The organism is Phyllobacterium sp. LjRoot231, assembly GCF_964253365.1.
In the GTDB taxonomy this organism is placed as follows: Bacteria; Pseudomonadota; Alphaproteobacteria; order Rhizobiales; family Rhizobiaceae; genus Phyllobacterium.
On record NZ_CAXUQT020000001.1, the window covers coordinates 3,024,602 to 3,039,501 of the forward strand.

At 60.0% G+C, this 14,900-nt stretch carries 11 protein-coding genes and 1 tRNA gene; 4 read left to right on the forward strand and 8 right to left on the reverse strand.

Annotated elements, in window-relative coordinates:
* Nucleotides 1–11: 11 nt before the first annotated feature.
* The gene (gene parE / locus ACSQ3H_RS14935; RefSeq protein ID WP_436117768.1) at nucleotides 12–2,084 is read right to left on the reverse strand and encodes a DNA topoisomerase IV subunit B; all 2,073 of its coding nucleotides are present in this window, start codon (nucleotides 2,082–2,084) and stop codon (nucleotides 12–14) included.
* A 130-nt stretch (nucleotides 2,085–2,214) separates the two neighbouring features.
* On the reverse strand, nucleotides 2,215–2,595 hold the full coding sequence (locus tag ACSQ3H_RS14940) for a helix-turn-helix domain-containing protein (RefSeq protein ID WP_436117769.1): 381 nt from the start codon (nucleotides 2,593–2,595) through the stop codon (nucleotides 2,215–2,217).
* 183 nt (nucleotides 2,596–2,778) lie between these two features.
* On the opposite strand from ACSQ3H_RS14940, the gene ACSQ3H_RS14945 reads away from it, so the two are divergent.
* Nucleotides 2,779–3,705, forward strand: coding sequence for a DMT family transporter (locus tag ACSQ3H_RS14945; RefSeq protein ID WP_436117770.1), 927 nt, complete (start codon nucleotides 2,779–2,781; stop codon nucleotides 3,703–3,705).
* Between the two features lie 63 nt (nucleotides 3,706–3,768).
* The gene (locus ACSQ3H_RS14950) at nucleotides 3,769–5,781 is read left to right on the forward strand and encodes an acetyl-CoA carboxylase biotin carboxylase subunit (protein ID WP_436117771.1); all 2,013 of its coding nucleotides are present in this window, start codon (nucleotides 3,769–3,771) and stop codon (nucleotides 5,779–5,781) included.
* A 160-nt stretch (nucleotides 5,782–5,941) separates the two neighbouring features.
* On the opposite strand, the gene lipB is transcribed toward ACSQ3H_RS14950, so the two are convergent.
* Nucleotides 5,942–6,670, reverse strand: coding sequence for a lipoyl(octanoyl) transferase LipB (gene lipB, locus ACSQ3H_RS14955; RefSeq protein ID WP_436117772.1), 729 nt, complete (start codon nucleotides 6,668–6,670; stop codon nucleotides 5,942–5,944).
* Between the two features lie 227 nt (nucleotides 6,671–6,897).
* On the opposite strand from lipB, the gene ACSQ3H_RS14960 reads away from it, so the two are divergent.
* Nucleotides 6,898–6,982, forward strand: a tRNA-Leu gene (locus ACSQ3H_RS14960).
* A gap of 138 nt (nucleotides 6,983–7,120) precedes the next feature.
* Nucleotides 7,121–9,163, forward strand: coding sequence for an FAD-dependent oxidoreductase (locus ACSQ3H_RS14965; RefSeq protein ID WP_436117773.1), 2,043 nt, complete (start codon nucleotides 7,121–7,123; stop codon nucleotides 9,161–9,163).
* A gap of 53 nt (nucleotides 9,164–9,216) precedes the next feature.
* Here the strand turns inward: ACSQ3H_RS14965 and ACSQ3H_RS14970 are convergent, their stop codons facing one another.
* From ACSQ3H_RS14970 to ACSQ3H_RS14990, 5 genes are all read right to left on the reverse strand, one after another.
* Nucleotides 9,217–10,218 (reverse strand): ABC transporter substrate-binding protein, encoded by a 1,002-nt coding sequence (locus ACSQ3H_RS14970; RefSeq protein ID WP_436117774.1) that lies wholly within the window; start codon nucleotides 10,216–10,218, stop codon nucleotides 9,217–9,219.
* A gap of 225 nt (nucleotides 10,219–10,443) precedes the next feature.
* A complete protein-coding gene (locus ACSQ3H_RS14975; protein WP_436117775.1) occupies nucleotides 10,444–12,030 on the reverse strand; it encodes a 5-guanidino-2-oxopentanoate decarboxylase in 1,587 nt (528 codons plus the stop codon).
* Nucleotides 12,027–13,214, reverse strand: a complete 1,188-nt coding sequence (locus ACSQ3H_RS14980; protein WP_436119460.1) for a pyridoxal phosphate-dependent aminotransferase — start codon at nucleotides 13,212–13,214, stop codon at nucleotides 12,027–12,029. Before ACSQ3H_RS14980 ends, ACSQ3H_RS14975 begins: the two co-directional genes overlap by 4 nt.
* Nucleotides 13,214–13,876 (reverse strand): TetR/AcrR family transcriptional regulator, encoded by a 663-nt coding sequence (locus ACSQ3H_RS14985; protein WP_436117776.1) that lies wholly within the window; start codon nucleotides 13,874–13,876, stop codon nucleotides 13,214–13,216. Before ACSQ3H_RS14985 ends, ACSQ3H_RS14980 begins: the two co-directional genes overlap by 1 nt.
* Entirely contained in the window at nucleotides 13,873–14,721 is an 849-nt protein-coding gene (locus ACSQ3H_RS14990; protein ID WP_436117777.1) for a dimethylarginine dimethylaminohydrolase family protein, read from the reverse strand. Before ACSQ3H_RS14990 ends, ACSQ3H_RS14985 begins: the two co-directional genes overlap by 4 nt.
* Between the last annotated feature and the right edge of the window lie 179 nt (nucleotides 14,722–14,900).

Below are 14,900 nucleotides of genomic sequence, written 5' to 3' on the forward strand. Positions count from 1 at the left end.
GTTTGTTCCGCCTAAATATCCAGCTCTTCCACGAATGCTGCACGATCCTGGATGAAGCGGAAGCGGGCGTCGGGGCGGGTGCCCATCAGATCGTCCACGGCGAGCTTGGTTTCGTTCGCCCATTCCTCATCGATCTGGACGCGCAGCAAGGTGCGCTTCTTGCGGTCCATCGTCGTTTCCTTGAGCTGGTCGGCGCGCATCTCGCCAAGGCCCTTGAACCGGCCGATTTCGATCTTGCCCTTGCCGGTGAACAGCGTCTTCAGAAGCTCGTCCTTATGCGCATCGTTGCGGGCATAGGCGACCTTGCCGCCCTGGGCGAGACGGTAGAGCGGCGGGACGCCGAGGAACAAATGACCGTTGCGGATGAGCTCCGGCATTTCCTGATAGAAGAAGGTGATCAGCAGCGAAGCGATATGCGCGCCGTCGACGTCGGCGTCGGTCATGATGATGACGCGGTCATAGCGCAGATCCTCGTCGCGGTATTTCGAGCGCGTGCCGCAGCCGAGCGCCAGGATGAGATCGCCGATCTGCTGATTGGCGGTCATCTTCTCGCGGCCGGCACTGACGACGTTCAAAATCTTGCCGCGTAGCGGAAGCACAGCCTGTGTGGCGCGATCGCGCGCCTGTTTCGCCGAACCGCCAGCGCTGTCGCCCTCGACGATGAACAGTTCCGCGCCCAATGCACCGGTCTGGCTGCAATCGGCAAGCTTGCCCGGAAGGCGCAGCTTCTTGACGGCGGATTTGCGGTTGACCTCTTTTTCCTGACGGCGCTTGACGCGTTCCTCGGCCCGGTCGACCACCCAGTCGAGCAGCTTCGATGCTTCCTGCGGCGAGGCGGCGAGCCAATGGTCGAACGGATCGCGGATGACATTTTCGACGATGCGCTGCGCTTCGACGGTCGCCAGCTTGTCCTTGGTCTGGCCGACGAATTCCGGCTCGCGAATGAACACCGAGAGCATGGCGGCAGCGGAGATCATGACGTCATCGGTGGTGATGATCGCGGCGCGCTTGTTGCCGGTGAGTTCCGCATAGGCCTTGAGGCCGCGGGTGAGGGCGATGCGCAGGCCCGCTTCATGCGTGCCGCCCTCGCCTGTCGGAATGGTGTTGCAATAGGAATTGACGAAGCCATCGCCACCATACCAGGCGACAGCCCATTCCATGGCGCCGTGGCCGCTGGTTTTCTCCGTCTTGCCGGCGAACATCTCGCGCGTGATCTGAAAATCCTTGCCGAGCGAGGCGCCAAGATAATCCTTGAGGCCGCCGGGGAAATGGAAGACGGCCTTGTCAGGCGTCGGATCCTTGGGATCGAGCAATGAAGGCGCGCAATTCCAGCGGATTTCAACGCCGCCGAACAGATAGGCCTTGGACCGCGCCATTCTATACAGCCGGGCAGGGTCGAACTTCGCAGCATGACCGAAAATCTCGGCATCGGGATGGAAAGTCACGCGCGTTCCACGCCGGTTCTGCACTTCGCCGACCTCTTCGAGCGGTCCAAGCGCCTTGCCGCGCGAGAAACGCTGGCGGTAGAGGCGGCGATTGCGCGCCACCTCGACCTCTACGTGGTCCGACAGCGCGTTGACAACCGAAACACCGACGCCATGCAGACCGCCGGATGTTTCATAGACCTTGGAGTCGAATTTGCCGCCCGCGTGGAGCATCGTCATGATGACTTCCAGCGCCGACTTGTCCTTGAATTTCGGATGAGGGTCGACAGGCATGCCGCGGCCATTATCCGTGACCGACAGATAGCCGTTTTCGTCGAGATCGATATCGATGAAATTGGCGTGGCCGGCAACGGCCTCGTCCATGGAATTGTCGATGACCTCGGCAAACAGATGGTGCAGGGCGCGCTCGTCGGTGCCGCCAATATACATGCCCGGACGACGGCGAACCGGCTCCAGCCCTTCCAGCACCTCGATATCTGCCGCATTGTAATTGCCGCTGGCTTCGGGGGTGGTGCGGGGTGTTCTTGCGGGTGCAGGTGAGGCAGCCTTGACCGGCTCAGGCCGTGCCTGCTCACCCGCCGCTTGCCGCTCACGGGCCGTTTTTACGATCGCTGAAAAGAGGTCGTTATTATCATCCATGGTGTTATTCGGCCAACGTTATAGAGATTCGAATCACCCTTGATCTTTGCACGCTTCATGGCGAAACGCGATGGGAGTTCGCTGTCTGTTCCGGAACTCAACACAGACCTATGCGATGAATCCCCACGTTTCAAGCAGCTTTCAGTGTTGAAGCAATGTTTTCCAATTGATCGATCCGCTCACCGAGCTTTTCGTGATGCATCTTGAGCGTTTGGATTTCCGAACGCAAAACCGAGGTTCTTTCGCCATTGTCGACCTCGAGTGGTGCCTGTCCAACACCATGCATGAACCATGTCGGCGTTACGCCGAGAAAACCGGCAAGCATGACAAGTCTGTTGGCTCGCGGTTCCGAACGATCCGATTCCCAAGCCGAGATGGTTTGTGCCTTCACACCAATTCGTGTCGCTACCTGGCCGACGGTCATGGACTTGGCTTCACGAGCGCGAGACAGCCGTCCGCCCATGGTATCCATGTCGGGTGTCTCAGTCATAATATTGGGGTGAAATGGCATTGAAATCTCCATTTTCTTCTTGTTTTTGGATGTGTGGGGGCCCTCCTTGCACCATCTTCAGCTCGAAAAGTCAAATTTGACGGGAAAACCGGCGCTTTGGTTTATCCCTCGAGATTGCAATTTTCGACAGAGCCGATATGCCAATGGCTCCCGCCAGCCAGTTCATCCGGAGTGCTCACGATCATGGAAAATACCTCCTCGCAACAGTTGAGGGGCGTCTCGGCAATGGCTGCAGCCATGTTCTTTCTACCGATGATGGACGCAATCGCCAAATGGCTCTCGACTGTCGACAGCCTGACGCCCGCAACTGTGACGTTCTCGCGCTTTGTCGTGCAAACCATATTGACGCTGCTGATCGTTCTCGCCCTGACAGGTGTCAAATCGCTGAAACCGGTCAAGCTATGGGGCAATCTGTTTCGTGGCTTCCTGATGGGTATCGGCAGCCTGTGTTTCTTTGCCGCCGTCAAATATATGCCGCTTGCCGACGCCATGGCGGTGTTCTTCGTCGAGCCATTGATGCTGACACTGCTATCTGCGTTGATCCTGAAGGAGCAGGTCGGCTGGCGCAGGCGCATAGCCGTTGCCGTAGGCTTCGTCGGGACGCTGATCGTCATACAGCCAAGCTGGGAGCTGTTCGGCTGGGTTTCGCTCCTGCCGCTGGGCACCGCAACCCTCTTCGCCATCTACCTGATCCTGAACCGTCGCTATGGCACCGCTGACACGCCGCTGGTCATGCAGCTTTATGCCGGCGTCGGCGGCACTATCACCGTGGTGGTTGCGCTCTTCGCTGGTCAGATGTTTGGCGTGAGCGATATGACGCTTGGGGTGCCTTCGGGCGATCTGTCATGGCTTCTGCTGTTTGCCATCGGTGCAATTGCCACCGGCGGGCATCTCCTGGTGGTGCATGCCTCGCGGCTCGCGCCTGCGTCGTTGCTGGCGCCATTCCAATATCTCGAAATCGTCATGGCCGTGATCATCGGGCTCTTCGTCTTCAATGAATTCCCGACCGCATCGAAGTGGCTGGGGATCGCTATCATCATCGCTTCGGGCGCCTATGTGGTGTGGCGCGAGGGCAAAAAACGCGAAGTGAGCGAGCCTGCGTACAATTGACAAGAAGCAGTTGAGGAGAACGAGGTTTAGCAATAGAAACAAAGACCTGTTGGGAGGTCCGCTTTGTTCAAAAAAATATTGATTGCCAATCGTGGTGAGATTGCCTGCCGCGTCATCAAGAGTGCACGCAAGATGGGCATCGCCACGGTTGCGGTGTATTCCGATGCGGATCGCGATGCGGTGCACGTGGAGATGGCCGACGAGGCCGTGCACATCGGGCCGGCGGCTGCATCCGAAAGCTATCTCGTCGCCGACAAGATCATCGCCGCATGCAAGCAGACCGGCGCTGAAGCCGTCCATCCCGGTTATGGATTTCTCTCCGAGCGCGCGTCCTTTTGCGAGGCGCTGGAAAAACAAGGCATCATCTTCATCGGTCCAAAGCCCAAGGCGATCATCGCCATGGGCGACAAGATCGAATCGAAGAAGTTCGCCAATAAAGCCAAGGTAAACACTGTTCCGGGCTTTCTCGATGTCATCACCGATCCCGCCCATGCGGAGCGGATAGCCGGTGAGATCGGCTACCCGGTGATGATCAAGGCTTCTGCCGGCGGTGGCGGCAAGGGGATGCGCATTGCCTGGAACAAATCCGAAGTACGCGACGGTTTCGAGCGCGCCACCTCGGAAGCGCGCAACTCCTTTGGCGACGAGCGGGTTTTCATCGAGAAGTTCATCGTCGATCCGCGCCATATCGAAATTCAGGTTCTGGCCGATGGTTTCGGCAATTGCATCTATCTTGGCGAGCGCGAATGTTCGGTGCAGCGCCGCAACCAGAAGGTGGTGGAAGAAGCGCCGTCACCCTTTCTGGACGAGGCCACCCGCAAGGCAATGGGCGAACAGGCCGTGGCGCTGGCCAAGGCGGTGGACTACCAGAGTGCGGGCACGGTCGAGTTCATCGTCGACAAGGATCGCAATTTCTATTTCCTGGAGATGAACACGCGCCTGCAGGTGGAGCACCCGGTGACCGAACTGGTCACCGGGATCGATCTGGTCGAACAGATGATCCACGTGGCAGCCGGCGAAAAGCTCGCGATCAAACAGGCTGATGTGAAGCTCAATGGCTGGGCGGTCGAGAGCCGGCTCTACGCTGAAGACCCGTATCGCAACTTCCTGCCGTCGATCGGCCGGCTGACGCGCTATCGCCCTCCGGCGGAGGGGCCGGTTGGCAAGGCGATCATCCGCAACGATACGGGCGTGACCGAAGGCTCGGAAATCTCGATGTTCTACGATCCGATGGTTGCAAAGCTCTGCACCTGGGCGCCGACGAGGCTCGAAGCCATCGACGCGATGGCGGACGCCCTGGATACATTCGTAGTGGATGGCATCGAGCACAACATCCCGTTTCTCGCCGCGCTGATGCAGCACCCGCGCTGGCGCGAGGGGCGGCTTTCTACCGGCTTTATCGCCGAGGAGTTTCCGGAAGGGTTCAAGCCGATTTCGCCGTCTCCCGAGGATCGGGATATATTGGCGTCCATCGCGCTTGCCGTCGAACTGGTGCGCAAGGAGAGGCTGGATCGTCTGAGCGACAGATTGCGGCCGCATACGGGCAAGATGCGCACCGAATGGGAGGTACGGATCAAGGACGATTACGTACCGATCACGATTGCCAAGTGTGCGGCGAGACCGCCGGTGAAGATCGAGCTTTCAATTCGTGGCGGCGATGTCATCACCATCCGCAGCGACTGGCGGCCGGGCGATGCCGTTTGGAATGGTTATGTCAACGAGCGCCCGGTGAAGGCGCAGTTGCGCCCGGTGCTGAATGGCATGCGCATCGACTGGAAGGGCATGTCGATCATCGCGCACGCCATGCAGAAACATGTGGCGGCGCTGGAAAAGCTGATGCCGGTGAAGATACCGCCGGATACGTCCAAACTGCTGCTCTGCCCGATGCCGGGGCTGATCATCTCGATCAATGTGACGAAGGGTCAGGAGGTCAAGGCGGGCGAGACACTGGCTATCGTTGAGGCAATGAAAATGGAAAATGTGTTGCGCGCCGACCGTGATCTGACGGTGTCGGCGATCAACGCCAGCGAGGGTGACAGTTTGGCGGTGGATGCGGTGATCATGGAGTTTATCTAAGGGGGTTGCACAATCTAAGTGCGTGGTTCGACGGGGCTCACCATGAGGGAAGTAAGCTGATTGCAGCGAGCCAAGAAATGCAAGGTTGGCGATCTTCACTGCAACCCACCAATCTCCCTCATGGTGAGCTTGTCGAACCACGCACAATGGTGGTGCAATCCTACATAGCGCTCTGGCGCTCAACAGCCCCAAACACACCCTCGAACGCTTCATACAGTGCCCGGTCGAGGTCGTGCATATCCACAGGCAGGCCAAGATCGACAAGGCTGGTGACGCCGTGGCCGCGCACGCCGCAGGGCACGATGCCATCGAAATGCGCAAGGTCCGGTTCGACATTGATCGAGATGCCGTGGAAGCTGACCCATTTGCGCAGGCGGATGCCAATGGCGGCGATCTTGTCCTCGGCCGGTGAGCCATCCGGCAAAGCAGGCCGCTCCGGCCGCATCACCCAGACGCCGACGCGGTCCTCGCGCCGCTCGCCCTTGACGTTGAACGAGGCGAGGGTGGCGATGATCCACTGTTCCAGTGCCGTGACGAAGGCGCGGATATCCTCGCGGCGCCGTTTCAGATCGAGCATCACATAGGCAACGCGCTGTCCCGGGCCGTGATAGGTGTATTCGCCACCGCGCCCCGTTGCATAGACCGGAAACCGGTCGGAGACGAGGAGGTCACCCGCCTTGGCGCTGGTGCCCGCCGTATAAAGCGGCGGGTGCTCGACGAGCCAGACCAGCTCGCGCGCCGTGCCGTCCCTGATCGCCGCGACGCGCTCGTCCATGAAGGCGAGCGCCGCGTCATAATCGGTCAGGCCTTCGGCGATCAGCCATTCCACCGGGGGCGATTCGTCTCGGGCCAGGAATACGGGGACGAGATCGTCGCGGTTGGTCTTCATGATGCGAATTCATATCCATTGTGGTTGCCTGCGCTGACCTTTATGGTGAGTTCAGAATGGGTGCGCCGGATATGGACCTTTTCGCGGCGGATTTCCAGTCGGATGCAGGTTGCGCGTGTTTCCACCGCATTCTCGAAAAACAATTGCGATAGTCGACGATAGGGCTTGTTTAGCTGAAACCTATTTGCTACTAGCGCCAAGCCGACATGTTCGGCTTCTACCACAGTGCGGTCGTGGCGGAATTGGTAGACGCGCAGCGTTGAGGTCGCTGTGTCGAAAGACGTGGAAGTTCGAGTCTTCTCGACCGCACCATTCTCTTCCCGACCTGAGTCTCCGGTTCACCGGCGCGATATATCAGATGGCGGCTCCGTATCAGAACACGTCGCGGGGGAGAAACCGATGTAAAGTCCATCGGGCTAGGATCACCCCAAACAAAGGGAACCTGATCCATTGCCATCACATGACGATCCGCTGCTGCAACCCTACCAGCTCAAACATCTGCGGCTCAAAAACCGCATCATGTCGACCAGCCACGAGCCCGCCTATTCCGAAGACGGCATGCCCAAAGAGCGCTACAGGCTCTATCATGCCGAAAAGGCCAAGGGCGGTATCGCGCTGACGATGACGGCGGGCTCTGCGGTCGTCTCGCGCGAGTCGCCGCCTGCCTTCGGCAATCTCCATGCCTATAAGGACGAGATCGTGCCGTGGCTGCGCGAACTTACCGACGATTGCCACGAGCACGGCGCTGCCGTGATGATCCAGCTGACGCATCTTGGCCGCCGTACCAGCTGGAACAAGGCGGATTGGCTGCCGGTCGTTTCGGCGTCGCCCGTGCGCGAACCGGCCCACCGCGCCTTTCCGAAGGAAGCGGAAGAGTGGGATCTTGAGCGGATCATCGGCGATTATGCCGCTGCTGCCCAGAGGATGCAGGCGGCAGGGCTCGATGGCATCGAGTTCGAAGCCTATGGGCATCTGATGGATGGTTTCTGGTCGCCTGCAACCAATCATCGCGACGATGAATATGGCGGGTCGCTGGATAATCGCCTGCGTTTTACCTGGGCGGTGATCGATGCGGTGCGCAAATCGGTCGGTCCGGAATTTATTGTCGGCATTCGCATGGTGGCGGACGAGGACTGGGAGCAGGGGCTCTCGAAAGAAGAGGGCGTCGAGATCGCCCGGCGCATTGCGGCCTCCGGCAAGTTCGACTTCTTGAACATCATTCGCGGCCATATCGATACGGACGCGGCGCTGAACGAGGTTATCCCGATCCAGGGCATGCGGTCCGCGCCGCATCTCGATTTTGCCGGTGAAATTCGCCAGCTGACGAAGTTTCCGACATTTCATGCGGCGCGCATCGCCGATGTGGCGACGGCGCGTCATGCCGTGGCCGAGGGCAAGCTCGACATGGTCGGCATGACGCGCGCACATCTCGCCGATCCGCACATCGTTCGCAAGATCATGGCAGGCGAGGAACATCGCATCCGGCCTTGCGTCGGCGCCACCTATTGCCTCGACCGTATCTATGAAGGCGGCGAGGCGCTGTGCGTGCATAATGCGGCGACAGGGCGCGAGCAGACCATGCCGCATGTGATTGCGAAGGCGCAGACCGCACGCAATGTCGTGGTCGTGGGCGCTGGTCCGGCAGGGCTCGAGGCTGCGCGGGTTGCCGCCGAGAGCGGCCACAGGGTCTCGGTGCTGGAGGCTTCGGATCAGGCTGGCGGACAGGTCCGGCTTGCATCGCAAAATCCGCGGCGCAAGGAGATGATCGGCATCGTCGACTGGCGGCTGGACGAACTGGAGCGGCTGGGCGTCTCGCTGCGCTACAATGTCTGGGCGGAAGCCGACGACGTGCTTGGGCTCGAGCCCGATGTCGTGGTCATTGCCACCGGCGGCTTACCGCAGAACCCGCCGCTGGCGGCGGGTGATGATCTGGTGGTGTCGAGCTGGGATATTCTTGCCGGGGCCGTCAAGCCGGGTGAGAACGTACTGCTTTACGACGACAATGGCGGGCATCAGGGCATGAGCGCGGCCGAAATGATCGCGCGGGCAGGCTCGAAGCTGGAGCTCGTCAGCCCGGAGCGGTTCTTCGCGCCGGAGATGGGCGGCATGAACCATGTGCCTTACATGCGGGCCTTTCAGCAGCAGGGCGTGCGCGTGACGATCAATACGCGGCTTGTCAGCGTTGCCCGCAATGGCAACCAGCTTGTCGCGACGCTCGGTTCGGATTTTGCGCCGGAGTATCATGAGGAGCGCCTGGTCGATCAGGTGGTGGTCGAGCACGGCACGTTGCCGATCGATGATCTCTATCGCGAACTGAAACCATTGTCGCGCAATGGCGGGGCGGTGGATTACGACCGGCTGGTCAATGGCGGCGCGATCTTTCCGGTGCGGGGAGAGGGCAAGTTCGATCTCGTCCGGATCGGCGATGCCGTTCATGCGCGCAATATCCATGCGGCGATTTATGACGGGTTGCGATACGCGACACGATTCTAAATGCAAAAAGGGCAGCGACGATATCGCTGCCCTTCTTTTAAATTGGATTAGCCTTACTTGACGGCAGCTTTGACCTTTTCGGCAACATCGGCGCTGACCCACTTGGTCCAGATATCCTCATGGTTCTTGAGGAAATACTTTGCGCCGTCTGCACCTGTCGCCTGATTGTCGGTCATCCAGGCCAGCAGCGTGTTGACGGTCTTGTTGTCCCACGAGCGGGCCTTCAGATAGTCCATGGCTGGGCCGGAAGCCTCGCTGAACTTCTTGGTGACGACCGTATCGACTTCGGCGATTTCCCAATCGTTCTTCTTGGGGTCCGGGCAATCGGCAACGGTGTTGCAGCGCTTCCATTCAGCTGAATCGAATTTCGCGCCATGGTCGAGCTTCACCATCGGGTATTTACCGAGGAGCGCGGTGGGTTCCCAATAGTAGCCGATCCAGCCTTCCTTGCGCTCGTAGGCTTTCGCCAGCGCGCCATCGAGGCCGGCAGCAGAACCGGTATCGACGAGGGTGAAACCTTTCTTCTCGGCGTCATAGGCCTTGAAGAACTGTGCGGTGGCAACCGTGCCGCCCCAGCCGGCAGGTCCGTTGAACACGGCGCCCTTGGAGGCATCTTCAGGGGCGGGGAAGAGCTCGGGATGCTTCAGCGCGTCATCGATGGTCTTGATGTCCGGATGCGCGTCGGCGAGGTATTTCGGGATCCACCAGCCCTGGACGCCGCCGTCGGATAGCGACTTGGAGGCATAGACGAGCTTGCCGTCGGCTACGGCCTTGTCCATGATATCACGCATGAAATCGACCCAGCCTTCGGGGGCGATGTCCGGCTGACCTTTTTCAGTCATGGAGGTCAGGGTGGGGATCGTGTCACCCTGAATGATCTCCGCCTGACATCCATAGCCGGATTCGAGAATGATCTTGTCGAGATTGGCGAGAACTTCAGCGGACTGCCAGTTCATGCTGGCAATGGTGACGTTGCCGCATTCGGCGGCCGATGCACCGCCCGCAGCGCCGAGCAGCGCAAACGCCATGACGCCGCTCATCAATAGTGCTTTCATCAGAGAACCCCTTTGTTGATTTTGTTGGTGTGACAAGGCCGTGATTAACCGTGCACGCACCGGGCGCTTCTCAGGCGACCGGCCCGTTGAAACAGAGCAAGGATAAGGTTGGACCATACCTGCAACGATAGTCTTACCCCTGACGGGCAAGAAGCCCGGATGCGGCAAAGGCTTTGTTTTTTGCGACGCCGTCATCAATTCTTGGAAGCGCTCCCGGGCTCTGCGCTAACCTAACAGTTTCTCATCGATTTCAATAAGATAGGGCTTTCCGCTCGCCTTGGCGTCGAGCAAGGCCGGGGGCAGTTCTTCGAGGTTTGCCAAACGCTGCGACGGAACACCGTAAGCCTCGGCGATCTTCAGATAGTCGGGTGCGGATGGACGCACGCCTACGGGATCGATGTCGACCTCGATCATGGCGCGTTCGATTTCCTGATAGCCCTGATTGTTCCAGACGATGAAAATGACAGGCACGTGCTCATCGACCGCCGCGCCAAGTTCGCCAAGGACAAACTGGAACCCGCCGTCGCCGACAATGCAGATGGCGGAGGCTTCCGGCCTGCCGAGAGAGGCTCCGATAGAGGCTGGCGGACCGAAGCCCAGCGCACCGAAACCGGTCGCGGCGTTGAACCAGCCGCCAATGCGGTCGTGATCGTAGTACAAATTGCCGGCATAGATGGCTTGCGTCGAATCGCCGACGATGAGCGAACCCGGCAATGTGTCGCGCAAGGTGTCGAGGAAACGCACCATGCCCTGGTAGCGAGTACCGATATGAGCCCAGGCGGCGTCGCGCGTCTGCCGTGCGCGTTGCTCGCCGGAATGAGAATTGCGGCGCTCCGGCAGGGTAGCGGCGAGCTCCTCAACCGTTTCCTTGGCTGAAGCCTCGATGGGCATGAAGGCGGGATGGCGGTCGAGCTGACTGGCGTCGATATCGATACGCACCAAGCGCTTCAATTCAGGAAAACCGCCATCGCCGTACATGTCATAATCGGTCGGGCCCATCTCCGTGCCGATCGCGATAACGAGGTCGCTATTGGCGAGCAGTTCGCGGCACGGCTTGAGGCTGGGGCTGGCTGGAATGAGCAGGGGATGGCCATGCATGATGCCGCGCGCATTGGTCGTTGCGATGACTGGCGCGTCGAGCTTTTCAGCAAGCGCTTGCAACGGCCCGGCCGCAGCCTTGGCGCCGCCGCCGATCAGGATCACGGGTCTTTCGGCGTTCAGACACTGGCGGGTCAGTTCTGCCATGGTCTCGGCCGACGCATGCGGGATCGGCGCATCGGAGGGCAGGCGTTCCGCGCCATCCAGCGGCAGCGCCATCACATCCAGCGGAATCTCGATATGGACCGGACCGGGGCGCCGCGAGGCAAAAAGAGCAAAGGCGCGAGCGAGGACGATGGGCAGTTCGTCCGGCTTCTCGATGCGATGCGAGAACATCGCGACGGTCTGCAGCATGGCGCGCTGATTGGGTAGTTCATGCAGGAAACCCATGCCCTTGCCGAGTGACTCGCGCTGGTTGACGCCGGAGATGACCAGCATGGGGATTGAATCGGCACGGGCCTGACCCATGGCGGTGATGGTGTTGGTGATGCCCGGCCCGGTGATGACGAAGGCAACGCCTGGTTTGCCGGTGGCTCTGGCATAGCCATCGGCCATGAAACCCGCGCCCTGTTCATGGCGCGGCGTGATGTGGCGGATCTTTGAGCCTGCGAGGCCACGATAGAGTTCTATCGTGTGAACGCCGGGGATGCCGAAAACCGTATCGACATCATAGGATTCCAGCAGATGGACGAGGGCTTCACCAACAGTGGTCATGCGGATTTCCGTTGTTGCAGGCGCGATGCGAGGCGGACGATACCGGCGCAGGCAGCATCGATCTTGTCATCGGCAACGCTGAGGCTCAAGCGAAGATAGCCCGCAAGGTTGTTACCGAAGGATTCGCCCGGCATCACCGCGACGAATTCCTCTTCCAGCAGGCGCATGGCGAAATCCTGGCCGGAAAGCCCGGTTGCGCGGATATCGACCAGGATGAACATGCCGGCTTGCGGGATTTTGGAGACGATGCCTGCCTTGCCGTCCAACCGTTCAGAGATGCGCTGAGCGCGGCGCAGAAAGCTTTCGCGCATGGTAACGGCCGCGGTGGACGGCCGGCTGAGGGCATAGGCCGTCATGTCGGCGATGAAGGGCTGTCCGCCGAAAAGCATGGATTCGGACAGCGGCAGCAAGCGCTCGGTAAATTCCTTCGGGGCGATGCACCAGCCGCTGCGGAAACCCGGGGCGGCATGGGATTTGGAGATGGAGGCGACGGCAATGGAACGGTCGGCAAGTTCCGGACGATCCAGCGGCGAGGCGAACTTGCCGTCGAAAATCATCAGTTCGTAGACTTCGTCAGAAACGATCCAGAGGTTGTGCCTGATGCAGACTTCGCCAATCTCGGCTATCTCCTCGGCGCTCAACACAGCGCCGGTCGGATTGTGCGGCGTGTTCAGAAGGAGGACCCTGGATTTTGGCGTGATGGCCTTTTCAAGGTCTGCCGCCTGCATGCGGAAGCCTTTTTCCGGGCGCAGCGGCACCGAGACGCGGGTCGCGCCCGTTGCCCGGACAACGCCGTCATAGGTCGCATAAAGCGGATCGCCGGTGATGATCTCGTGGCCTTCTTCGGCAAGGCCGAACATGACGAGCGACAGCGCAGTCTGGGTCCCGGAGAAGCACATGATGTTGTCCGGACCGATCTCACGTCCGGTACGGGCTGTATATTTCGCCGAAAGAGCAGCGAGCAATGCCGGTTCGCCGCGACCGCTGGAATAGCCGGTCCGGCCCGCGCGCATCGCCCGTTCGGCAACGTCTATCATGTCGGTGGGCGTTGGAATATCCGGTTCACCGATCGTCAATTCGATGATCTCGTGGCCGGCGCGTTTCATCTCCCGCGCACGGAAGTGAACGGCCCATTTGTCGGATCCAAGTCCGGCCAGACGGTCGGTGACAGACGCAAAGCGCATCATATCGCGCCTCCTTTTTCAGGATTGAGTGAAATTCCAAGAACGGCTTCGATAGCCGTAATACCGGTTTCAGCCAATTCTCCATCGGCAAAAATATCGCCCGCAAGACAACCCTCGAGCCAGAGACCATCAATAATGGCGTTGATGGCGATGGCATGGCGGCGGGTAAAGTTTGAATCCGCGGGCTTGCCGGCGGCCAGCAATGCTTCGCGGATGAGCGCTTCCAACTCGTCGCGAAAGCCGAGATAGCCGTCGCGGTGCGCCAATGCCATGGCCGGATCGGCATGAACCATCCCGATGAACCCCGCCCAGAGGGAGAGGTTGTTGGGATCCATAATCGGCTGGCCGAGATTGGCCGTCACGAAGGCATTGAGACGGGCCCGAGGATCATCGGCCGCATTCTTCAGCGCATCGCTTGCCTGGACAGTCATACGGTTCATGACGGCACGATAGGCCGCGCCGATGAGATCGTCCTTGGCCGGGAAATAATAACGGATAAGACCGGCTGTCACGTCGGCCCGCAGCGCGATTTCACGCACTGTTGCACCAGCGAGGCCGCGCTCCGCCACACATTCGAGCGTCGCCGCGATCAAATCCTCGCGGCGTTTGTCCTCGCCTTCGCGGCGGAAGCTCTTGCGTGTGCTCGGGCGGTTCGCTGTCATTGACGCCAGACGGGCCGCGTCAGGCAGGTGGGGCCGCCTTCGCAGGCGATGCACAGCGCATCGGCCTCGAACGTGGTGACCGTGCAGCCAGCCGCTTCCATGGCGGCCTTGGTTTTCTCAAAACCAGCGACGGCAATCACCTCATAGGGTGCAGTCGGCAGAACATTGAGATTGAGCCCGTTGCTCGCAGTGAATTCTTCTTCCGGGGCCACGACAAGACGGATGCCGCGCTCCTTCAAAAGCTGGTAGAAAGCCGCGGGCAGCAAGGGCAGGTGCACCAGCGCCAGATCCTCGGCAAGCGGGGAAATGATCGACATCAGATGCAGGCAGGCCTCTTCGCCGTGCCAGAGCGGCAGGTCGAAGCCCGGAACAGTGATGCCGAGGGGTTTCAGAATGGCGGTGAGCTGTTCGATGCCAGCTTGATTGGTGCGCACGCCGCGTCCGACAGCCAAAGTCTCACTGTCGACCCAAACGCAATCACCGCCCTCGACGGTGCCCGGCGCTTCGATGCGGCCAAGAACGGGTACATCCATCTCGCGGTAGGTTTCATGATGCAGGTCGGGCTCATCAAGGCGCAAGCTCTTGCCCATGCGCAGAAGGACGGCGCCTTTATCGGTGACGAGCGAAGGGTCATGGGTGAATATCGAGTCCGAGAGCGCATCGTTGCCGTCGCGTATCCAGGTAATGTCGGCACCCGACTGGGCGACCAGATCGGCGAAAATCTTGTGCTGTTCCGAAGCCCTGCGCGGATCGAACTGCGGCCCATAGTGCCAGACATCGCGTTCGGCGCCGGCCATGACCCTGTCCGGCATGCGCATGATGACGCGTTTCAAGGGAAGGGCCATGGACTGCGAACCGAATGACATTATTTTGGGGTGCTCTCGAAAAATTGCTTCTGCGTGTATTTATACGCTTGCATAATTAGAGCGCAAGTGGTGTGATGGGCTTAATTCGGGCAGATTAGACCCGTGCTGACAAAAGAGGCGGATCAAATATCTGATGATTGAGCATGCACGACACCTAT

Coding starts and splice junctions, on each gene's coding strand:
- parE (WP_436117768.1), bottom strand. CDS start 2,084: ATGGATGATAATAACGACCTCTTTTCAGCGATCGTAAAAACGGCCCGT.
- ACSQ3H_RS14940 (WP_436117769.1), bottom strand. CDS start 2,595: ATGCCATTTCACCCCAATATTATGACTGAGACACCCGACATGGATACC.
- ACSQ3H_RS14945 (WP_436117770.1), top strand. CDS start 2,779: ATGGAAAATACCTCCTCGCAACAGTTGAGGGGCGTCTCGGCAATGGCT.
- lipB (WP_436117772.1), bottom strand. CDS start 6,670: ATGAAGACCAACCGCGACGATCTCGTCCCCGTATTCCTGGCCCGAGAC.
- ACSQ3H_RS14970 (WP_436117774.1), bottom strand. CDS start 10,218: ATGAAAGCACTATTGATGAGCGGCGTCATGGCGTTTGCGCTGCTCGGC.
- ACSQ3H_RS14975 (WP_436117775.1), bottom strand. CDS start 12,030: ATGACCACTGTTGGTGAAGCCCTCGTCCATCTGCTGGAATCCTATGAT.
- ACSQ3H_RS14980 (WP_436119460.1), bottom strand. CDS start 13,214: ATGCGCTTTGCGTCTGTCACCGACCGTCTGGCCGGACTTGGATCCGAC.
- ACSQ3H_RS14985 (WP_436117776.1), bottom strand. CDS start 13,876: ATGACAGCGAACCGCCCGAGCACACGCAAGAGCTTCCGCCGCGAAGGC.
- ACSQ3H_RS14990 (WP_436117777.1), bottom strand. CDS start 14,721: ATGGCCCTTCCCTTGAAACGCGTCATCATGCGCATGCCGGACAGGGTC.